General features: G+C 66.8%; 16 protein-coding genes. 7 read left to right on the top strand and 9 right to left on the bottom strand.

Annotation, left to right across the window (positions count from 1 at the left end; all coding sequences use genetic code 11):
• Positions 1 to 12: 12 nt before the first annotated feature.
• Positions 13 to 432: an ester cyclase gene (locus HTUR_RS08295; protein ID WP_012942872.1), complete on the bottom strand. Its 420-nt coding sequence runs from the start codon at positions 430 to 432 to the stop codon at positions 13 to 15.
• A 210-nt stretch (positions 433 to 642) separates the two neighbouring features.
• Here HTUR_RS08295 and HTUR_RS08290 point away from each other — a divergent pair, with 210 nt between their 5' ends.
• Both HTUR_RS08290 and HTUR_RS08285 read left to right on the top strand, forming a co-directional pair.
• Complete coding sequence (locus tag HTUR_RS08290; protein ID WP_012942871.1) at positions 643 to 1,998, top strand: aminotransferase class III-fold pyridoxal phosphate-dependent enzyme; 1,356 nt, start codon at positions 643 to 645, stop codon at positions 1,996 to 1,998.
• Between the two features lie 84 nt (positions 1,999 to 2,082).
• Positions 2,083 to 2,436 carry a hypothetical protein gene (locus HTUR_RS08285; RefSeq protein WP_012942870.1) on the top strand — a complete coding sequence of 118 codons (354 nt, stop codon included), beginning with the start codon at positions 2,083 to 2,085 and terminating at the stop codon, positions 2,434 to 2,436.
• A 106-nt stretch (positions 2,437 to 2,542) separates the two neighbouring features.
• Here HTUR_RS08285 and purD read toward each other — a convergent pair whose 3' ends face one another.
• The 6 genes from purD to HTUR_RS08255 all read right to left on the bottom strand — a co-directional run bounded on the left by purD (position 2,543) and on the right by HTUR_RS08255 (position 10,155).
• A complete protein-coding gene (gene purD, locus HTUR_RS08280; RefSeq protein WP_012942869.1) occupies positions 2,543 to 3,835 on the bottom strand; it encodes a phosphoribosylamine--glycine ligase in 1,293 nt (430 codons plus the stop codon).
• A 75-nt stretch (positions 3,836 to 3,910) separates the two neighbouring features.
• On the bottom strand, positions 3,911 to 4,336 hold the full coding sequence (locus tag HTUR_RS08275) for a universal stress protein (protein ID WP_012942868.1): 426 nt from the start codon (positions 4,334 to 4,336) through the stop codon (positions 3,911 to 3,913).
• A 76-nt stretch (positions 4,337 to 4,412) separates the two neighbouring features.
• Positions 4,413 to 7,208 (bottom strand): DEAD/DEAH box helicase, encoded by a 2,796-nt coding sequence (locus HTUR_RS08270; RefSeq protein ID WP_012942867.1) that lies wholly within the window; start codon positions 7,206 to 7,208, stop codon positions 4,413 to 4,415.
• Positions 7,209 to 7,211: 3 nt separating this feature from the next.
• Complete coding sequence (locus HTUR_RS08265) at positions 7,212 to 8,876, bottom strand: ribonuclease H-like domain-containing protein (RefSeq protein WP_012942866.1); 1,665 nt, start codon at positions 8,874 to 8,876, stop codon at positions 7,212 to 7,214.
• An 80-nt stretch (positions 8,877 to 8,956) separates the two neighbouring features.
• Positions 8,957 to 9,571, bottom strand: coding sequence for a hypothetical protein (locus HTUR_RS08260; protein WP_012942865.1), 615 nt, complete (start codon positions 9,569 to 9,571; stop codon positions 8,957 to 8,959).
• The gene (locus HTUR_RS08255; RefSeq protein ID WP_012942864.1) at positions 9,568 to 10,155 is read right to left on the bottom strand and encodes a hypothetical protein; all 588 of its coding nucleotides are present in this window, start codon (positions 10,153 to 10,155) and stop codon (positions 9,568 to 9,570) included. The genes HTUR_RS08260 and HTUR_RS08255 overlap by 4 nt, the downstream gene beginning before the upstream one ends.
• Positions 10,156 to 10,338: 183 nt before the next feature.
• On the opposite strand from HTUR_RS08255, the gene thyA reads away from it, so the two are divergent.
• Together thyA and HTUR_RS08245 are read left to right on the top strand one after the other, a co-directional pair.
• Positions 10,339 to 11,355 (top strand): thymidylate synthase, encoded by a 1,017-nt coding sequence (thyA, locus tag HTUR_RS08250; protein ID WP_012942863.1) that lies wholly within the window; start codon positions 10,339 to 10,341, stop codon positions 11,353 to 11,355.
• On the top strand, positions 11,352 to 11,897 hold the full coding sequence (locus HTUR_RS08245) for a dihydrofolate reductase (protein WP_012942862.1): 546 nt from the start codon (positions 11,352 to 11,354) through the stop codon (positions 11,895 to 11,897). The genes thyA and HTUR_RS08245 overlap by 4 nt, the downstream gene beginning before the upstream one ends.
• 1 nt (position 11,898) lies before the next feature.
• Here the strand turns inward: HTUR_RS08245 and HTUR_RS08240 are convergent, their stop codons facing one another.
• Positions 11,899 to 12,108, bottom strand: a complete 210-nt coding sequence (locus HTUR_RS08240; RefSeq protein ID WP_012942861.1) for a heavy-metal-associated domain-containing protein — start codon at positions 12,106 to 12,108, stop codon at positions 11,899 to 11,901.
• Positions 12,109 to 12,340: 232 nt separating this feature from the next.
• Here HTUR_RS08240 and acnA point away from each other — a divergent pair, with 232 nt between their 5' ends.
• From acnA to HTUR_RS08225, 3 genes are all read left to right on the top strand, one after another.
• Positions 12,341 to 15,109: an aconitate hydratase AcnA gene (acnA, locus tag HTUR_RS08235; RefSeq protein WP_012942860.1), complete on the top strand. Its 2,769-nt coding sequence runs from the start codon at positions 12,341 to 12,343 to the stop codon at positions 15,107 to 15,109.
• A 189-nt stretch (positions 15,110 to 15,298) separates the two neighbouring features.
• Positions 15,299 to 15,964, top strand: coding sequence for a CHRD domain-containing protein (locus HTUR_RS08230; RefSeq protein WP_012942859.1), 666 nt, complete (start codon positions 15,299 to 15,301; stop codon positions 15,962 to 15,964).
• A gap of 182 nt (positions 15,965 to 16,146) precedes the next feature.
• Complete coding sequence (locus HTUR_RS08225; protein ID WP_012942858.1) at positions 16,147 to 18,348, top strand: thioredoxin domain-containing protein; 2,202 nt, start codon at positions 16,147 to 16,149, stop codon at positions 18,346 to 18,348.
• A gap of 27 nt (positions 18,349 to 18,375) precedes the next feature.
• Here HTUR_RS08225 and HTUR_RS08220 read toward each other — a convergent pair whose 3' ends face one another.
• Positions 18,376 to 19,710 (bottom strand): metallophosphoesterase, encoded by a 1,335-nt coding sequence (locus HTUR_RS08220; protein WP_012942857.1) that lies wholly within the window; start codon positions 19,708 to 19,710, stop codon positions 18,376 to 18,378.
• Positions 19,711 to 19,790: the final 80 nt, after the last annotated feature.

Raw genomic sequence — 19,790 nt, 5'->3', positions numbered from 1 at the left:
AGGGGACCGCCGTCACTCCTCGAGGAGCCGGAGCTGGTCGAAGAGTTCCTGCCGATCGAAGAACGCGCGCTCTTCCTGTAGCTTGCCGTCTTCGACGACGAACCGCGCCATGTCTCGAATTTCGAACGTCTCGTGGGTCGGTGAGATCCCGTCGAACTCCCCCTCGTGGGTTCCCGAGAGCGTCCCTTCCGCCATCACGAGGTCCTCTCCGGCAAGCATTTCGTGAACGGTGATCTCGAAGTCCGGAAACGCCGCCACGGTCTCTCTCGCGTACGCTTCGAAGTCCTCGCGCCCCTCGATTGTCCCGCTGGTCGGCGACGTGAACGTGAACGAGTCGGCGACGACGTTTGACAGCCGCGAGAACTCCTGCTCGTTCCAGATCGCCGCGTATTCCTCCGCGAGGCCCTTCGGATCCGATGTCGTTTCTGCCATTGTCTCCCACCCCGTCCGAAGATATACGGGATGTTAACACAGTACACAGCCTGAGAGTTCAGCCATCGCCGGCCGTGGAACGGGTGATCGTCGATCAGCGGACCGAGCGCGACCGTTCCGGTCGCGAACGAACCGTCGGCGCAGGGCGGTCCGGTCTCAGATGCCTTCGTCCGTCGGCGCCTATTTCACTTTCGCGTGATAACACAGGGTATGGACCGCGATACGGTCGAACCGCAGGTCGGGACGATCCCCGACAAACGCGCCAGACAGTGGGCCGACTACCACCACGAGTTCGCCGCGCCGAGTACATACGTCTACGAGTTCGTCTGGGACGCGACCGCCGAGGCCGTCGGGCCGTTCTGTACCGACGTCGACGGCAACGTCCTGCTGGACTTCACGAGTCACGTCGCCGCGGCGCCGCTGGGGTACAACCACCCCGCGGTCCGCGAGAAACTCGAGGAATTCGATCTCGTCGATCCGCTGAAGATCGCCGGTCAGGACTTCTACGTCAGCGGCGGGGGCGCCCCCGAGGACCCCGACTTTCCGGGGCCGACCCAGTTGATGGATCGCTTGGTCGCGATGACAGACCAGTTCGATATGGATCGGGTCTTCCTCTCGAACTCCGGCGCCGAAGCGGTCGAGAACGCCATCAAGATCTGCTACGCCGCGGGCGGCCACCGCGCATTCACCTTCGACGGGGCCTTCCACGGCCGTACGCTGGGCGCGCTCTCCCTGAACCGCTCGAAGGCCGTCCACCGCCGAGGATACCCCGAGATTCCGGGCGTCGTCAGCGTTCCCTACCCTTCGACCGACGGGGAGTACGAGCGTCGCTGGCGCACCGACGGTCCGGGCGGCAACGTCGTCGCGGACAAACTCCACCCCGAGCGCGGCGTGATCGATCCCGACGAGGTCGCCTACCTGATCCTCGAGCCGATCCAGGGCGAGGGCGGCTACCGGGTCGCCCACCCCGAGTTCGCGCGAGACCTCGAGGCGCTTCGCGATCGGTACGATCTCAACATCGTCGCCGACGAAATCCAGTCCGGAATCGGCCGGACGGGCGAGCTATGGGCCGTCGACCACCTCGATCTCACGCCGGACGTCATCACGGCCGGGAAGGGGCTGCGCGTCGGCGCGACGATATCCCGATCGGACGTGTTTCCCGCCGAGAAGAGCCGCCTCTCTTCGACGTGGGGCGCCGGCGACATCATCGCCTCGCTACAGGGCGCGCTGACGATCGATACCATCCACGAAGAGAACCTGCTTGCCAACGCCCGCGAGCGCGGCCGACAGTTACGGGAGCGCCTCGAGGACGCCATCGCTGACGGCGACGCGCCCGGCGCTCTCGAGGTCCGGGGTCGGGGACTGATGCTCGCCGTCGAGTTCGATACCAAGGAGCGCCGCGAGGCCGTCCTCGAGGCGGCCTTCCAGCGCGGGCTGCTCACGTTGGGCTGTGGCTACAAGACGCTGCGCCTGCTGCCGCCGCTTTCCGTCACCGAACGCGAGATCGATCTTGGAACGGAGCTGCTGCTCGAGGCGATGGCGGACGCCGAGTCGCGACTCGAGTGACGGCCCGTCGTCGGGCGGCTGAATCCGCACGTCGTCGTACGAAAGCCCGCTGCACTTCCGCCGTCCGTGCGAACACGGCGTACAATGATCGGCGCATTCACGGTCGGCAAGAAAGCGGTGAAGTTCGGGTACAAACGGTACGGCATTCCGGGCGCGATCGCGTCGGGAGGGATCGTCCTGGCCGGATACGTCGCCGTTCGCCGCGCGCTGAAATCGCAGACCAACGCCGACGACGCGACGCTCGATTCGGCCATCGACGCCGAGTCGATCAAATCGGCCGTTCAGGAGGACGGCCTGCAGGCCGTAACCGACACGCAGACGCTCGACGACGCGATCAACCAGGACGAACTGGGATCGCCCGTCGATACGGACGACGTCCAGTCGTCGGTGTCGGACGAGACCGAGGAATTCACCGGCGGGCAGGATCAACAGGCGTAGGACTGCGGCCGACACCGTTTCGCCGATCGCGCGTGCGTCGGCGGTCCGTTCTCTCGGCCCGCAGAGAAGCGGTTCTATCAGGGAACCGCGCGCGACGACCCGCGAGTTACTCCCCGCGGATCTCGTTCATGTGATCGATGCGGCGCTGGACGAGGTCGGGTTTGCCGATGTCGTGGCGCACGTGGAGCCCCTCGTCGCCGGCGACCTCGAGGGCGTCCTCCGCGATCTCCTCGGCCTCGGTGATCGAGTCGGCGACGCCGACGAGGGCGAACGCGCGCGACGTGGTCGTGTAGATGCCGTCGTCGCGCTCGTTCACGCTGGCGTAGTAGAGCAGGGCGTCGCCGGCGCTGTCCTCGTCGACCTGCACCTTCGCGCCGGCCCCGGGATCGGTCGGGTAGCCCTCGGGGACGGCGTACTTACAGACCGTCGCCTGGGAGGCGAGCTCGAGCTCCGGGGGGGCCTCGCCGTCCCGGGCCGCGGTGAGCACATCGAGGAAGTCCGTCTCGAGGACTGGCAGGGTGTTCATCGCCTCGGGGTCGCCGAAGCGGGCGTTGAACTCGACGACGCGGGGGCCGGTCTCGGTCAGCATGAACTGGCCGTAGAGGATGCCCCGATAGTCCTCGAGGGCGTCGACGGTCGCCTCGATGATCGAGACGGCCTCGTCGTACTCGTCCTCGGTCATGAAGGGGAGGTGGGTCGTCGCGTCGGAGTAGCTTCCCATCCCGCCCGTGTTCGGCCCCTCGTCGCCCTCGTAGGCGCGCTTGTGGTCCTGAACCGCGGGCGCGGTGCGGAACTCGCCGTTGGCGACGAACGCCTGGATCGTGAACTCCTCGCCGATCAGCCGCTCCTCTAAGACGATCCGGTCGTAGTCGGACTCGCGGATGTACTCCTTGCCCTCCTCGGCGGTGACCTGATCGCCGATGACCTTCACGCCCTTCCCGCCAGTGAGGCCGGCGGGCTTGATCGCGAGGTCGCCGTCGTACTCGTCGATGAAGTCACAGGCCGCGTCCATGTCGTCGAAGGTCTCGAAGTCCGGACAGCCCGGGACGTCGTTCTCCTGCATGAACCGGCGCTGGAACGCCTTGTCCGTCTCGATTCGGGCATCTTCCTCCTTCGGGCCGAACGGGTAGACCCCCGCGGCCTCGAGTTCGTCCGCGACGCCGGCTTCCAGCGGCGACTCGGGGCCGATGACGGCGATCGTCGCGCCGACGTCCTCCGCGTACTCGACGACGGCCTTCGGATTCGTCGTCTCGAGCGTCTCGAAGTCGGTCGCGATCTCCGCGATGCCCGGATTTCGGTTCCCCGCACAGGCGTAGAGGTCGGCCTCGCTGTCCTCGAGCGCGCGAGCGATGGCGTGTTCGCGGCCACCGCCGCCGATCAGGAGCACGTTCTCTCGCATGATCGAAAGCGGGACGCACGAACCTGTAAGCGTTGCTCTTTCCGTGAGCTAAAAGTATACACGATTGTGGATGGGTTAGACGATCGTTACCGGGACCGGCGACCCGGAGGCGACGTCGTCCGCGAGTTGCTGCTCGAGAAACTGGCTCTCGCCGTCCTGTTCTCGGCCACCGACGACGATGTGATCGATGTCGTGTTCGGCGGCGTACTCGTGGACGGCGTTCGGTCGATCACCCGCCGTTCGCGCCGTCAGCAGCGTTCGGTCCTGTGAGATCGCTCGTTTTCGAGCCCGGCTCAGGATCGAGTCGTCGCCCTCGTCGAGGGATTCGTCCTCCGTCTCCGCTTCGGAGACCACCGCCGTGTTCGTCCCGTCGTAGTTGTCCGCCGGCTCGAACACGTGGAGGACCGTGATTTCCCCGGTCGAAAACTCGGTCAACGCGTGCTCCAGCGCGGCAGCGGCTAGCTCCGGGTCGTCGTACGGAACGAGAACGTGGGGTGCCATATCTTACGTACCGAACGGATTCACAAGTCCGTGGACGTTGCAGTGGCTGGCGGCGAACGGACCGTGAGCACCTCCGTCAGGCGTAGAACAGCGGCGGCCGTCGGTCCCCGCCGTACTCCTCGTCTGGGAGGTGTGCCTCGAGCGCGGTCTCGTCCGCCTCACCCAGCAACTGATCCAGTACATCGACGGCCGCGTCGCGGTGCAGCGGCTGGTTGTCGTTGCCGCACTGATCGTCCATCACGCAGGCCGGACAGCCGTCGACGTTCCCGCAGTCGCAGTCCGCGATGAGGTCTCGAGCGCGCTCGGCGACGGCCTCGTAGTTCTCGTAGATCGCCCGCGCGAAGCCCAGCCCGCCCTCGATGCCGTCGTAGATGAACCAGCCGCTGGCGGGGGTGCGCTCGAGGCCCTGTGCGATCTCCCGGACCGTGGCCTCGGCCGCGGCGATGTTTCGCGGTGCGCCGTCGCCGCTCGCGCCCGCGGGCCCAGTACCCGGACCCATACCGCCCCCGCTATCTGCGCCCGCGTCCTGATCGAGATGCGAGTCGATCGTCAGCGTCGCCAGTCCACCGAGGTCGCGCTTGTCGACCATCAACTCGAGCGGGGCGACGCCGATGGTCGCGTGCTCAGCGGCGTGGAGCCCGCCCGCGTAGCCGAGGTGGGCTGTTCCGGCGAGGCCGTCCTCGAGTTCGGGCACCTCGAACTCTCGGTACTTCTCGATCAGCGCCCGCTCGATTCGTTGTGGTACCTCGAGCCAGCACAGTTGAGTTTCCATCTCGAGCGGCGGGTTCTCCGTGGGAATCCCCTGCTCTTTGCGCTTGCCGCCGTGGACCGCGACCTTGTCGTAGGTGCCATGGTAGACGAGTACCCGCCCGCGGCCGAAGTGCAGCGTGAAGTTGCCGATGTCCCGCGACTCCTCCGAGACCGCGTCGAGGACCGTGACGTCGGTCCGGGTCCGCGTGTAGTAGTCGACGTCCGTCGGGCGGACCGTCACCGAGGGCCGAGGCGCGTCGTGGTCGACGTCGACGACCTCGTACTGCTGGCCCTGGTGTAGCCGAACCGCGCCCTCGTGGAAGTCCCGCAGCACGCGCTCCCTCGCCAGCGGCTCCATTCCCGGATCGTGGCGTTCGTCGACGCCGTCCGCGAGGTCGACCTCGTACTCCTCGCCCGTCGTCGCGTACAGCGAAATCGTCTGCTGTGGTCGCGGCGGGCCGACGTAGGAGACGCCCGTCTCGAGACTCCCTCGCAACTGGCCCGCGCGTCGCCACATCTCGATCGCCCGCTCGAGGCGCTCGCGGTCGGCGAGCCCGCCGATATCTGAGTCGTCGACGGCGAGTTCGTCGGCCGCACAGCGCAGGTGCTGGGCGAACACCGCGTCGTTGTCCACGTCGACGACCGCGTCCTCGACGTCGGACTCGAGGAGGTAGTCGGGATTGTTCACGACGTACTGGTCGAGGGTGCGGTGTTCGGCCACGAGCACCGACAGGGCGCGCTTGGTCCCGCGACCCGCGCGGCCGATCTGCTGCCAGAACGACTGGCGCTGTCCCGGGTAGCCGAGCTGGACCGTCGCGTCCATCTCGCCGATGTTGATCCCCAGCTCGAGGGCGTTGGTCGAGGCGACGCCGTCGAGCACGCCGGTCTTGAGCTGGTGTTCGGTCCCGTGGCGCTTCTTCCGCGAGTGACCCGCGTGGTAGGGCTCGATCGCGCTGCCGCGGTCGGGATTCGCGTAGTAGCGCCGGTTGTCGTGGCGGTGTTTCGACGCCCGCTTGACCGAGAGTTCGGCGAGCTTCCTCGAGGGGGCAAAGAGCAGCGTCTGGGCGTCGTGGTAGGTCAGATGCGAGAGCATTCGCGGGGCCTCGACGGTGGCGGGGACGCGCTCGACGACGGCGTCCGCGGGGTCGTCCGATTCGGTGTCGGCATCGTTCTCGCCCCATTCGTCTCGCTCGTCGTCTGAATCCTCGCGGCCCTCGCTGCGCTCGGCCCGCGTCGCTCCCGTTCGCGTCTCCGAGGACTCGCTTCGCTCGTCCTCGCGGGCCCGCGGCGGCGGATTCCAGAGCACCAGATCCCGCGGCCCCGTCGGCGAGCCGTCCTCGTCGACGACGGTCACGGACTCGTCGATCAGTGCCGCGGAGTGCTCGCCCGGGTTGCCGATCGTCGCGCTCGTCAGGACGAACTGCGGGTCTGCGTCATAGTATTCGAGGACCCGCTTCAGCCGGCGGACGATCCAGGCGACGTGCATCCCGTGAACGCCCGTGTAGGTGTGGGACTCGTCGATCACGACGAGGTCACAAGCCGAGAGGAACCGCGCCCAGCGGTCGTGGTCGTGGAGGTACGTGTTCACGCCCGCGAAGTTCGAGATGATGACGTCGGCCTCCTCGCGGATCCGCTTGCGGTTGCTCCCGCGCTCGGTGTCGCCGTCGTAGACGCGGACCGTGATCTCGAGGCCCAACTGGTCGAAGAGGTCGTTCAACTCGCGCTCCTGATCGCGCGAGAGCGCCTTCGTCGGGTAGAGAACGTACGCCGTGGCGTCCTCGCCCCGAGCGCGGGCCTCGAGGTAGTTCCTGGCGATCTGGAGCGCGTAGATTCGGGTCTTCCCCGAGGACGTGCTCGTCGCGACGCAGACGTTCTCTTCACGGGCCAGCGCCTCGAGGGCCTCGGCCTGGTGGGCGTAGAGGTCGTGCTCGAGCGGTTCGGCCAGTTCGGGGCGGAGCGCGCGCTCGTTGGGCACCGTTGACGCCTCGCGGCCGGGACGCTCGAGGACCGTGATATCGCCCTCGTCGCGGTAGCCGGGGAAGGTGTCGACCAGTTCGTCGCCCGTGACCGGGACGTCCGCCCCGTCGGTGTCGTACCGTTCGGATTCGTGGTCGCTACTCATGCGTTAGAAATCACTCAGTCCGGTCTGTTCGCTGTCGGTATCGCTGCTCGCGTCGCGTTGCGTCGCTGTTCCTCTCGATCCGGAGTCGGTCGCCCCGGACCCAGATGCGCTCGTGCGCGAGGACGCAGCCGACGAGGCCGAACCGCTCGGGTCGGTCCGACTCGGGACCGAACCGCCCTCGAACGACGATTCTGAGGGCGTCGTCGCTTCCCGCAGGCGCTCGTAGACGTGCCAGAGCGCCCGGCAGTCGTCCTCGCAGTAGGCCTCGTGGCGGTCCCACTCGAGTTCCGCGCCCGTGCGCATGAACCGCTGATAGGCCGCCGCCGTCGCCGCGCCGTCGAGTCCCGTCGCCGCGTCCTCGTAGCCGAGCGCGTCGGCGACGGCCTCGAGTTTGTTGGTCCGGCCGGGCAGCAGGGCGTTGTCGTTTTTCACGGCCCAGAGGTAGAGATCGAACTTGGGGATCGACTCCCACTCGTCGGCGTAGTAGGGGACGTGCTTCGCGATAAAGGCGCCCAGATGTCGGTAGTCGAATCCCCAGCCGTTCCACGTGAGCAGCGCACGGTTCGGGTGCATTCCCAGCAACCAGTCGCAGAAGGCCTCGAGCACCGACCCTGGGTCCGTTGGATCGTCGCGCTCGACGAACGCCCGGTAGGTGTCCGCGACGGGGTCGTAGACGCCGATCTGCCAGATAATCGTCGGCGAGAGGCCGTCGGTCTCGATGTCGACACACAGCGGCGGCTCGTGCCAGTCCTCCCCCGGCAGCGACTCGTCGGTACGCCGTCGTGGCTCGCCCGTCTCGAGGACTCGCGCGTGTTCGTGCATCGTCCGGGCGCCGTCGCGGCCGACGTTCGGCAGCGCCGCGAGTGTCTCCAGCGGCGTCTCGAGCAGTTCCGTACGGGTCGTCACGCCGCGCTCTGCGAGTCGCTCCGCGGTCTTCGGTCCGATTCCGGAGACGGCCTCGAGGCCGAAGTCGGTCACGTCGTGCGTCTCGACGCGCTCAACGCCGTCCGCGGAGAGCGTCAGCACCGCGATCGATCGGGAACGACCGTACCCCTCGACGGGACCGGCACCCCGAACGCGGACGGAGACGCAGTCCTCGTCGAGCGGTCCGACCTCGGCGCGTAACTCGTGGTCGACGCCACGGACCGCGCCGGTTTCGGGCTCAAGGTGCCACAACTCGTCGTACTCCGCGGGCTCGGACCCCGTCAGGACGGACGTGACCGTTCCCGCCGGAAGCGCACTGGCTAGCGTCTCGGCGCCCTCGAGGCGAGTCTCGAGGGCCGTCGGCCGGACGGTCGTCGTCACGTCGTCGCAGACGAGCGCACTGCGGTCGTTCCCATCGCCGAGCGCGCTCGAGGCGGCTTCGGGCGCGGACCGAAGCGCTCGGAGACTCTGGGCGACGGCGATCTCGAGTTCGGTTCCATCGCTGTCGGCGATCACGCGCCGGTGAACCGGCTCGCTTCCGCCGGTCTCGAGCGGCGGGTGAAACGCCGGCGCGTCGAACGCGCTGCGAGCCCGGGCGAACGCCTGCGGCTCGCGGGCCGGCCCCAGCACCCAGACGGCGTCGGGCTTGAGGGTTCGATCGAGGTCTTCGAGGGTCGCGATAGGACGATTGGCCAGCGCCGACGGCGGAAGGGCGAGGAGGCGGACGCCGGCTCGAGCGGTCATTGATGGTCGGGAGGCGGGCGGCGACAAAGAGGGTTTGGACACCGGAGTGGAAGTGAAGGTGTTCGGCGTCGGTGGCTCGCCTAGCCCTCGGCGTCGGACCGTAGCCGGCGGCGGAAGAACCCGACGAGACCGCCGACGTAACCGGTCCCCCAGACCGCCATGATCACCGCCCCGACCGCGTTGAAGACGAAATCGGTGACGATGTCGTCGATGCCGTAGACGGTGACGACCCCACCGAGGGCGAACTCCAGCACTTCCCAGACGACGCCGGCCGCGAGGACGAAGACGACGATGAATACCGCTCGGAACGCCGGCGGGACGTCGATGTCGTCGGAGTGCAACTCGAACGCCCGAAACGAGGCGTAGCCGATCCCCGCGATGATCGTCGCCGAGACCGTGTGTGTGATCTCGTCGTACCACTGGAACCACGCGTACAGCCAGATCGAGCCGACGGTGTGGAGGATCATGGCGACGGTGATCCAGAGGACCAGGCCGACGTCCATCGAGTAGCCGTACTCCCGGCGCAACGCCGCCGGCAGGAGCGTGATCGCGAGCGCGAATCCGCCGGTCGCGGCGATGGCGAACCGCATCGACACCAGTCCGTACCCGACGAGTCCGACCAATGCGAGCTGGAGGAGCCGAACGGCGCGTCGCTCCTGCGAATCGGACAGCCCCAGCCGATCGCTGAGCGTCATCGCGATCCCGTCCCGTTCGTTCGCTCGCCGGCGGTGCCGACCGATTCGAATCGGACGAAATACCACTGGAAAATCGCCCCCAGCACGAGTCCGACGGCCGTGACGACGACGAAGTCCCACTGGAGTTCCGTCTGCGTGCGCAGGAAGTCGGTCCCGAGCCACGCGTCCGAGTAGAACTGCGCGATCGTCCACAGCGCCTGCAGCGCGAGCGTCGTCAGCACCGCGAAGCCGACCGCGAATCGAGAGGTCAGTCGCACCGACGTAAACGCCTCGAGTTCGACGACCACGACGAACGCGAGCGACGCGATGGCGAGATAGACGGTCGTTTCGAACGGAACGACGGTCGTCCCGGCGAGCACCGCGAACGCGGTGATCGAGAGGATCGGCCACGGGACCATCGCTGTCCAGTCGCGGGTCACCAATGCCGGCACCGATGCGACGGCGACGACGAAGAGTTCGAACCCGCCCCACAGGGGAACGTCTCGCAGGAGATTTTCGACCGCATCGACAGTCACGATACCGAGCAGTAGCCAGCCGACGACGGCGTTCGTCCGCTCGTCGTGAACGAGACCATCGAGCGCCACAACCTGTTAGCCCGACGTGCAGCCACTAAAATCCGCAGCCGGATTCACAGTGGGTGTGCGGTGAACGCTCGCAGTGGGCGCTGGCGGACGAATCGAGAGGCGGTGAGACGTTCTTCGTCCCTCGACGGGCGCGATACGCGGGACCGATACGGATAAATTCGCACGGTCTGAACGTCACTCTCAATGCGACAGTACCTCGAGTTAGTCGACACGGTCCTCTCGGAGGGCACCTACAAGCCCAACCGAACCGGCGTCGACACGATTTCGTCGTTCAGCGAGCACTACGAGGTCGATCTTCAGGACGGCTACCCGCTGCTCACCACGAAGCAGATGGACGGCTACCGTTGGAACTCGATGCTCCACGAAGTTTGCTGGTATCTCTCCGGCGAGGAACACATTCGCGACCTCCGTGAGGAGACCAAGATCTGGGACGCGTGGGCCGACGACGAGGGTCGGCTCGACACCGCTTACGGTCGCTTCTGGCGGCGGTTCCCGATTCCGGAAGATGATGCGCAACTCGAGGGCGAGTCCTGGCCCGACGAGACTCACCAGTGGGTCACCGAAGAAGCGGACGGCCGCCGAACGTTCGACCAACTGCAGTATGTCATCGACACGCTCTCCGATTCGCCGAACTCACGCCGACTCGTCGTCAATGCGTGGCACCCCGCCAACGCGGCCGTCTCGACGCTCCCGCCGTGTCACTACTCCTTCGTCTTCAACGCGCAGGGCGACCGCCTGAACTGCCACCTGACCCAGCGCTCGGGCGACACCGCGCTGGGGATTCCGTTTAACATCGCGGCCTACGCGCTGCTGACCAAGGTCATCGCCCAGCAGACCGGTTTCAAGCCCGGCACGTTCGCCCACACCGTCGTCGACACGCACGTCTACTGCGGCCGCGGCGACCGCGGCGAGTGGTACGCCGATAACCTCGAGACACTTCAGTCCCGTCTCAACGATGTCGAAGACCGCGAGGACTACCTCGAGGTCAAGTCGTGGCTCGAGTCCGCAGCCCCCGACGAAGCCGAGGGCGACGAGCGGCTCGATCACGTTCCGGGGCTGCTCGAGCAACTCTCGCGAGAGCCGCTCGAGCGGCCGACGCTCGAGGTCGCCGACGTCTCGATCGACGAACTGGCCTACGAGGACGTCGAACTGAAGAACTACGAGTCCCACGAGGGCATCGAGTTCGCCGTGGCCGAATGACCGCGATCGACGACTCCGCTCCCGTCGAGACCGACCGCGAACTCGTGGGTATCGTCGCCGTCGCCGACAACGGCGTCATCGGGAAGGACGGCGACATGCCGTGGCACATTCCCGCGGACCTGAAGCACTTCAAGGAGACCACGATGGATCATCCCATCATCATGGGCCGGGTCACCTACGAGGGGATCCTCGAGGCGCTGGGCGAACCGCTGCCCGGCCGAACGACGGTGGTTCTGACGAGTCGGGACCTCGAGACTCCCGAGAACGCCGTCACAGCGAGGAGTCTCGAGGAGGCACTCGAGGCGGCGGAGACGGCTGCGCGCGAACGACACGACGCCGCGGATCGGATCTTCGTCGCCGGCGGCGCGACGGTCTACGAGCAGTTCCTGTCCGCGCTCGACCGGCTGATCGTGACCGAAGTCCACGAGGAACCCGACGGGGACACGTACTTCCCCGACTGGGACCGAGCGTCGTTCGACGACGTTTCTCGAGACGACCGCGACGGTTTCGCGTTCGTCGAGTACGTCCGGCGTTCGTCCTGACTCAGCCGACGAACTCGTAGCCGGCGTCGTACACTGCGTCGCCGATTCGCTGATCGTCCACGTCGTCTTCGATGACGACCTCGACCGATTCGTCGTCGTGATTCGCCTCGGCGCGACGGACGCCGGGAACGTTCTTCAGTGCGTTCTCGATGTTGTCCTCGCAGCCGGTGCAGGTCATTCCCGCGACGGCGATGGTGCGGCGTTTGGGCATGTGCGAACGTCCACCAGCACCGTCCATTATCCTTTCTGGTAACGAATATCACACGTTCGCCATCCGTAGCCGCTCCACGACCAAGAGCCGTCGCCCCGAACCGAAAGTGAACGCTCGAGTCGATCGCCGGTGGTATCGTATCGAGTCGCGAGTACCGCCATATTGCGGGTGTATATACGCTCTACTGCCACATCTAGGCAGATTCAAATGTCGCGGTCCCTTACGGGACGTAATGTCAACCGATCCGCTCTCGAACGCCATTCGGGAGTTCGAACGCGACGGCGAGACGTACAAAATGGCCGATCTCACGGTTCTCGAGGAACAGGGCCTCTGCGATCTCGAGAAACTGCCCGTGAGCGTCCGAGTACTGCTCGAGTCGGTGCTTCGAAACGCGGCGACCGGCGGCGACACCGTCGACGCCGACGCCGTCCGCGCGGCGGCCGCGTGGGAGCCCGACGTGCCGGACGCCGAGGTTCCGTTTACGGTCTCGCGGGTCGTCCTGCAGGACCTGACCGGCGTGCCGGCTGTGGTGGACCTCGCGGCGCTGCGCTCGGCCGCCGAACGCGAGGGCGTCGACCCGACGGTCGTCGAGCCCGAAGTCCCCTGCGACCTCGTGATCGACCACAGCGTGCAGGTCGACCACTTCGGCAGCGCGGACGCCTACGAGAAGAACGTCGAGATCGAGTACGAGCGTAACGAGGAGCGCTACCGTGCGATCAAGTGGGCCGAAGGGGCCTTCGAGGACTTCAACGTCGTCCCGCCGGGGACGGGAATCGTCCACCAGGTCAACTTAGAACACCTCGGGCGCGTCGTCCACGAGCGCGAGGTCGACGGCGAGCAGTGGCTCCTGCCTGATACGCTCGTCGGCACGGACAGCCACACCCCCATGATCGGCGGCATCGGCGTCGTCGGCTGGGGCGTCGGCGGCATCGAGGCCGAGGCCGCGCTGCTCGGCCAGCCGATCAACATGTCGCTGCCGGAGGTCGTCGGCGTCCGCCTGTCGGGCGAGCTCCCCGAGGGCGCGACCGCGACGGACCTGGTGCTCCACATCACCGAGAAGCTCCGCGAGGTCGGCGTCGTCGACAAGTTCGTCGAGTTCTTCGGCCCCGGCGTCTCGCAGCTCTCGGTCGCCGACCGGGCGACCATCTCGAACATGGCGCCCGAACAGGGCTCGACCATCAGCATGTTCCCCGTCGACGAGAAGACCCTCGAGTACCTCGAACTGACGGGTCGCGACGAGGATCACGTCGAACTCGTCCGCGAGTACCTCGAGGCCCAGGGCCTCTTCGGCGAACAGGAGCCCGAGTACACCGAAACCGTCGAGTTCGACCTCGACGAGGTCGAACCGAGTCTCGCGGGCCACAAGAAGCCCCACCAGCGCATCCCGATGGGCGACTTAGACGAGCACTTCCCGAGCCTGCTCGAAGAGCAGGGCGTGATCGGTCCCGGTGGCGAACCCGCGATCGGAGACGGGAGTGGCGCGTCCGCTGCGGACTCGACCGCGTCCGGCCCCGGCCTCTCACTGAACGAGACGGTCCCCGTCGAACTCGAGGACGGCACGGAGATCGAGATCGGCCACGGCGACGTGCTCGTCAGCGCGATCACTTCCTGTACGAACACCTCGAACCCGTCGGTGATGGTCGCCGCGGGCCTGCTCGCGCGCAACGCGGCCGAGCGGGGACTCGAGGTGCCCGACTACGTCAAGACGAGCCTCGCGCCCGGCAGCCGCGTCGTCACGGAGTACTTGGAGCGGGCGAACCTGCTCGACGACCTCGAGGAACTCGGCTACCACGTCGTCGGCTACGGCTGTACGACCTGTATCGGAAACTCCGGACCGCTGCCCGCGCCGATCGAGGACGCCATCGACGAGCACGACCTCTGGACGACCAGCGTCCTCTCGGGCAACCGTAACTTCGAGGCCCGCATCCACCCGAAGATCAAGGCCAACTACCTCGCCAGCCCGCCGCTGGTCGTCGCCTACGGCCTCGCGGGGAAGATGAATATCGACCTCGAGAACGAACCGATTGGCACCGACGACGACGGCGAAGACGTGTACCTCGAGGACGTCTGGCCGGACAGCGAGGAGATCCGCGAGACGATCCACGAGAGCGTCTCGCCGGAGATGTTCGAAGAGAAGTACGCCAGCGTCTACGAGGGCGACGACCGCTGGGAGGCGCTCGACGCACCCACCGGCGACGTCTACGACTGGGATGACGAGTCGACGTACATCCGCGAGCCGCCGTTCTTCCAGGACTTCCCGCTCGAGGCCCCCGGCGTCGAGAACGTCGAAGACGCCCGCGCGCTGCTGACGCTCGGCGACACGGTCACGACCGACCACATCAGCCCCGCCGGCCTCTTCGGCGAGGACTTGCCCGCCGGCCAGTGGCTCAAAGAACGCGGCGTCGAACCCCACGAGTTCAACACCTACGGCTCGCGACGCGGCAACCACGAGGTCATGATGCGCGGCACGTTCGCCAACGTCCGCATCAAAAACGAGCTGCTCGACGGCAAGGAGGGCGGCTACACGATCCACCATCCGACGGGCGAGGAGACCACGGTGTTCGAGGCCTCCGAGCGCTACCGCGCCGAGGACACGCCGCTGATCGTCATGGCCGGCGAGGAACTGGGAACTGGCTCGAGTCGCGACTGGGCCGCGAAGGGGACCGACCTGCTCGGGATCCGCGCGACCATCGGCAAGAGCTACGAGCGCATCTACCGCGACAACCTCATCGGGATGGGCGTCCTTCCCCTCCAGTTCGAAGACGGCGAGGGCTGGGAAGAACTCGGCCTCGAGGGCGACGAGTACTTCGAGATCGAGGGACTCGAAGATGGTCTCGAGCCCAACGCAGAACTGACCGTCACTGCCGAGGACGACGAGGGCGACACGACCGAGTTCGACGTGACCGCACAGGTCGACACCCCGATGGCAGTCGAGTACGTCGAGAACGGCGGCGTCCTTCACCTCGTGCTCCGGCGGCTGCTGCAGGAAGAAACGCAGTAGCGACGTCGAGACCGACGGTTCCGGTCTTCGGGTCGCGGTTCGAACCGCGTCGTGGTCCATCTGCCGGCGGGCGCGGCGATAAACGATCGAGTTCGGTGCGGTGAACGCCGCATTACCGGCGGGCGTTCTGCGTAGGCGTGAGAGAACTATGTCGGAGCCCGTCGTTTCTCGGCAGGAGGTGTCAAAACGATGCAAGATCACGCTTCCACTCGACGGACAGCGCTAAAAGGGCTCGCCCTTCTCGGCGTCGGTACGACCGGTATCGGCGTTGCGACGGCCGACGAACACCACGATAACGCTTCCGGAGACGACGGGCAAGCAGCCCCTACCGGCCTCTTCGTCGCCCATCTCGAGCCGCAGGAGGGTGTCGAAACGGACGCGCGAGGAATGGCGATGGTCCAGGAACGTCATGACGGGCTGAAGTTCGTCGTTCAAGTCTCGAACCTCGAGAACGCGTTTATGGGTCACATTCACGAGGACGAGGCTCTCGGCCCGATCGCTGTCTGGCTGTACGACTTCCACACCCAAGGCGAGCGCCTCGAGGAGGGGCGATTCTCCGGTCTCTTGGACGCCGGGACGATCACCGACGAGACCGTCGCGGAGGGACGCGTGTCGGAGGCCGAATCGGAGACCGTCGAAGACCTGCTCGGCAAGATCGAGGCCGGCGAGGCATATGTGAACATCCACACGGAGGAGAACCCCAGCGGCGAAATCGCCGGGCCGCTCGTCCCATTGGATCCGTCGAGCATGATGGGTCGCGGTGGTCCCACCGACGATTCCGACCTCGAATCCGAACCCGAAACCAACGAGTCGACCGGTGAGACCGGATCTGGTTCCGATACCGACCCGTACTGACGATTCCGCGACCGGGCCCCGTGGCACCGACCCGGACCGGCCGAGGCCCGGATCCGAACTGAAAGAATGATCGGCGACGTTCGTGCGAACCGCTGTCCGTGGCGTGAGTTCGCCCCACCGTTGACGGACGTCCTCGAGCGTCGCACGCCGACCTTTTACAACGGCCGGCCGTAGAGAGTGACATGACCGATCCAACGACGCGCAATCGGCTCGAGGACGAAGAGAGTCCCTACCTGCGCCAGCACGCGGACAACCCCGTCAACTGGCAGCCCTGGGACGAGGACGCTCTCGAGGCCGCCAAGGAACGCGACGTGCCCATCTTCCTCTCGATCGGCTACTCGGCGTGTCACTGGTGTCACGTCATGGAAGACGAGAGCTTCGAGGACGACGAAGTCGCCGCGGTGCTCAACGAGAACTTCGTCCCGATCAAGGTCGACCGCGAGGAGCGCCCGGACATCGACAGCATCTACATGACCGTCGCCCAGCTCGTCTCCGGACGGGGCGGCTGGCCGCTGTCGGCGTGGCTTACGCCCGAGGGGAAACCGTTCTTCGTCGGGACCTACTTCCCGAAGGAGAGCCAGCGCAACCAGCCCGGTTTCCTCGAGCTCTGCCAGCGGATCAGCGACTCCTGGGAGAGCGGGGAGGACCGCGAGGAGATGGAACACCGCGCCGACCAGTGGACCGAGGCCGCGAAGGACCGCCTCGAGGAGACCCCAGACGATGCGGGGACCGCGGGCGGCGCCGCCGAACCGCCCTCGAGCGAGGTTCTCGAGACCGCGGCGGACGCGGCCCTCCGCAGTGCCGACCGCCAGTACGGCGGCTTCGGCTCCGGCGGCCCGAAGTTCCCACAGCCCTCGCGGCTCCACGTCCTCGCTCGCGCGTACGACCGAACCGGCCGCGAGGAGTACCTCGAGGTGGTCGAGGAGTCGCTCGACGCGATGGCCGCGGGCGGGCTCTACGATCACGTCGGCGGCGGCTTTCACCGGTACTGCGTCGACAAGGACTGGACGGTCCCCCACTTCGAGAAGATGCTGTACGACAACGCCGAGATTCCGCGGGCCTTTCTCGCCGGCTACCAGCTCACTGGCGAGGAGCGCTACGCCGAGGTCGTCGACGAGACCCTCGCGTTCCTCGAGCGCGAACTCACTCACGACGAGGGCGGCTTCTTCAGCACCTTAGACGCCCAGAGCGAGGACCCCGAGACCGGCGAGCGCGAGGAGGGCGTGTTCTACGTCTGGACGCCCGACGAGGTCAGCGAGGTCCTCGAGGACGAAACGACGGCCGACCTCTTCTGTGCCCGCTACGACATCACCGAGTCGGGCAACTTCGAGGGGCGGAACCAGCCCAACCGCGTGCGCTCGCTCGAGTCGCTGGCCGACGAGTACGACCTCGCAGAAGCCGAGATCGAAGACCGGCTCGAGGACGCCCGCGAGCAGCTGTTCGAGGCCCGAGAACAGCGCCCGCGCCCCAACCGCGACGAGAAGGTGCTGGCCGGCTGGAACGGCCTCATGATCAACGCGTGCGCGGAGGCCGCGCTCGTCGTCGGGAACGACGAGTACGCCGACCAGGCCGTCGATGCCCTCGAGTTCGTCCGCGACCGACTCTGGGATGAGGACGAACAGCGCCTCTCGCGCCGCTTCAAGGACGGAAACGTCAAGGTCGACGGCTATCTCGAGGACTACGCCTTCCTCGCTCGCGGAGCCCTCGGCTGCTATCAGGCCACCGGCGACGTCGACCACCTCGGGTTCGCGCTGGATCTCGCTCGGACCATCGAAGCCGAGTTCTGGGACGAAGAGCAGGGCACAATCTACTTCACCCCCGAGAGCGGCGAGTCGCTCGTGACGCGCCCGCAGGAACTCACCGATCAGTCGACGCCGTCGGCGGCCGGCGTCGCGGTCGAGACACTGCTTGCGCTCGACGAGTTCGCGGAAGACGACTTCGGAGAAATCGCCGCAACGGTCCTCGAGACTCACGCGAACAAGATCGAAGCCAACTCCCTGGAGCACGCCTCGCTGTGTCTGGCCGCCGACCGCCTCGAGGCCGGCGCGCTCGAGGTCACCGTCGCTGCCGACGAGTTGCCCGCGGAGTGGCGCGATCGCTTCGCCGACGAGTACCACCCCGATCGGCTGTTTGCACTCCGACCGCCGACCGCGGAGGGACTCGAGGCCTGGCTCGATCAGTTAGGGCTCGAGGAACCGCCGGCGATCTGGGCCGGTCGCGAGGCCCGCGACGGCGAGCCGACGCTGTACGTCTGTCGCGACCGGACGTGCTCGCCGCCGACCCACGACGTCGAGGACGCCCTCGAGTGGCTGGGCGACAACGCGGCGGTCGAGGGATCGAGCGCGGACGACCCGTCGCTCGGCGACGACGAGAGCCCGTTCTGAGGGGGATCCCCGCTCGCTCGAGTCCCCTCACTCGTCCGGTGCAGAGGCGGATTCGGGGCCCGCGTCGGCGACGACCGTTCGGTCTGGGAGGGTCTGCGTCGGCGCCCGCCCCAGCGTGAGCAGGCGCTCGGTGCGGGTGATCTCGTCCGCGCTCGGATCGGCCTTCTCGATCTCCTCGAACTCGACGGCCACGCCGTCGGACTCGGCGGCGATTCGAACGGCGCACAGCTGATAGGACGGATAGAACACCGGCGGAAGCACCCCGGCGACGACGTCCCGGCGGTGGAGGCGCTTCAACCACGTCCCGGTGTTGACGAGCGCCCGGTCGTCGACCTCCTTCAGCAGCGGGCGGTGGGTGTGTCCGTAGCAGAAGACCGCCGTCTCGGGCCGCTCGGCGAACAGCTCGCGGGCGGCCGCCGTGTACGGCTCGTCGGGGTCGACGGTGAGATCCGTCTCGAACACGCCGAACCGATCGACCGTGGTACCGACGTCGCGGAGGATGAAGTAGAGCGGAACGCCCGCGAGCACCAACACGCCCGCGATCGCCGCGTTGACGACGAGGAGGAAGTGAACCGCCTCCCCGACGAGACCCAGCCGGGCGAGCACCGCGTCCGCCGTCTCGACGGGCATCGTCCAGACGCCGGCCACGTCCAGTCCGGCGAGCGCCGCGAGCAGGACGCTGATATTGAGCAAGAGGAGGATCGGGATCGCGGCGTAGCGAAGGAGGGGGTTCATCTCGCGGTAGAAGTACTTCGAGAGGAGCCAGCGGGGGACCCGTTCGGTCGGCGTCACCGCCTGCACGTCTTTTAACCAGTTGAATCGCCCTCGTTCGGACAGCCGGCCGGCCCTGCTCGTGACGTTGGTGTTGTAGTAGTAGCCGAGCGGCGTCTCGTAGGGATTGCCGAAGTCCTCGAACCGGTTGTTGGGATCGCGCTGGTGCCCGTGTTCGAAGTAAATCACCCGATCGCCGACCGGTCTGGTGATCGACTCGGCCCGAACGAGGTCGACGTTGTACTCGCTCAACCGCTCGACGTACTCGTCGTAGGCCGCGAGTTCGTTGTCGTGGTTGCCCGGCAACAGGGTGATCGGGATCGAGTCGCCGGTCTCGCGCAACTGGTCGAACAGTTCGGGATACCGATCGGTCAGGACGTCGAACTTCGCCAGTCCGTCGACTTCGGTGAACTCCCACAGCCCGAACGCGTCGCCGTTGATGACGAGCTCTGCGTCCTCGTCGGTCGTCGCGAGCCGCTCGAGAAAGTCGAGTAACTCCCCGAGGAAGTCGACCTCGCCGAGCTGTTCGTCGCCGCCGATGTGGAGGTCGCTGATCACGTAGTAGACCGGATCATCGCTGTCGCCTGTCATGACGGTTCACGTCCGACGCCGGAACGGATAGTGCTGGTCCCTGCTCGGAGACGAGACGCGCCGCTGACTGAGCGTTCGAA

This window comes from Haloterrigena turkmenica DSM 5511, assembly GCF_000025325.1.
Classification (GTDB): domain Archaea; phylum Halobacteriota; class Halobacteria; order Halobacteriales; family Natrialbaceae; genus Haloterrigena; species Haloterrigena turkmenica.
Note: the sequence above shows the minus strand (reverse complement) of the source record. Positions and strands in the feature narration are given on the sequence as shown.

Bases quoted from the DNA above. Each gene is read 5' to 3' on its own strand.
- purD (WP_012942869.1), bottom strand. From the start codon at position 3,835: ATGCGAGAGAACGTGCTCCTGATCGGCGGCGGTGGCCGCGAACACGCC.
- HTUR_RS08265 (WP_012942866.1), bottom strand. From the start codon at position 8,876: ATGACCGCTCGAGCCGGCGTCCGCCTCCTCGCCCTTCCGCCGTCGGCG.
- HTUR_RS08290 (WP_012942871.1), top strand. From the start codon at position 643: ATGGACCGCGATACGGTCGAACCGCAGGTCGGGACGATCCCCGACAAA.
- HTUR_RS08270 (WP_012942867.1), bottom strand. From the start codon at position 7,208: ATGAGTAGCGACCACGAATCCGAACGGTACGACACCGACGGGGCGGAC.
- HTUR_RS08225 (WP_012942858.1), top strand. From the start codon at position 16,147: ATGACCGATCCAACGACGCGCAATCGGCTCGAGGACGAAGAGAGTCCC.
- thyA (WP_012942863.1), top strand. From the start codon at position 10,339: ATGCGACAGTACCTCGAGTTAGTCGACACGGTCCTCTCGGAGGGCACC.
- HTUR_RS08220 (WP_012942857.1), bottom strand. From the start codon at position 19,710: ATGACAGGCGACAGCGATGATCCGGTCTACTACGTGATCAGCGACCTC.
- HTUR_RS08285 (WP_012942870.1), top strand. From the start codon at position 2,083: ATGATCGGCGCATTCACGGTCGGCAAGAAAGCGGTGAAGTTCGGGTAC.
- HTUR_RS08295 (WP_012942872.1), bottom strand. From the start codon at position 432: ATGGCAGAAACGACATCGGATCCGAAGGGCCTCGCGGAGGAATACGCG.
- HTUR_RS08245 (WP_012942862.1), top strand. From the start codon at position 11,352: ATGACCGCGATCGACGACTCCGCTCCCGTCGAGACCGACCGCGAACTC.
- HTUR_RS08260 (WP_012942865.1), bottom strand. From the start codon at position 9,571: ATGACGCTCAGCGATCGGCTGGGGCTGTCCGATTCGCAGGAGCGACGC.
- acnA (WP_012942860.1), top strand. From the start codon at position 12,341: ATGTCAACCGATCCGCTCTCGAACGCCATTCGGGAGTTCGAACGCGAC.
- HTUR_RS08230 (WP_012942859.1), top strand. From the start codon at position 15,299: ATGCAAGATCACGCTTCCACTCGACGGACAGCGCTAAAAGGGCTCGCC.
- HTUR_RS08240 (WP_012942861.1), bottom strand. From the start codon at position 12,108: ATGCCCAAACGCCGCACCATCGCCGTCGCGGGAATGACCTGCACCGGC.
- HTUR_RS08275 (WP_012942868.1), bottom strand. From the start codon at position 4,336: ATGGCACCCCACGTTCTCGTTCCGTACGACGACCCGGAGCTAGCCGCT.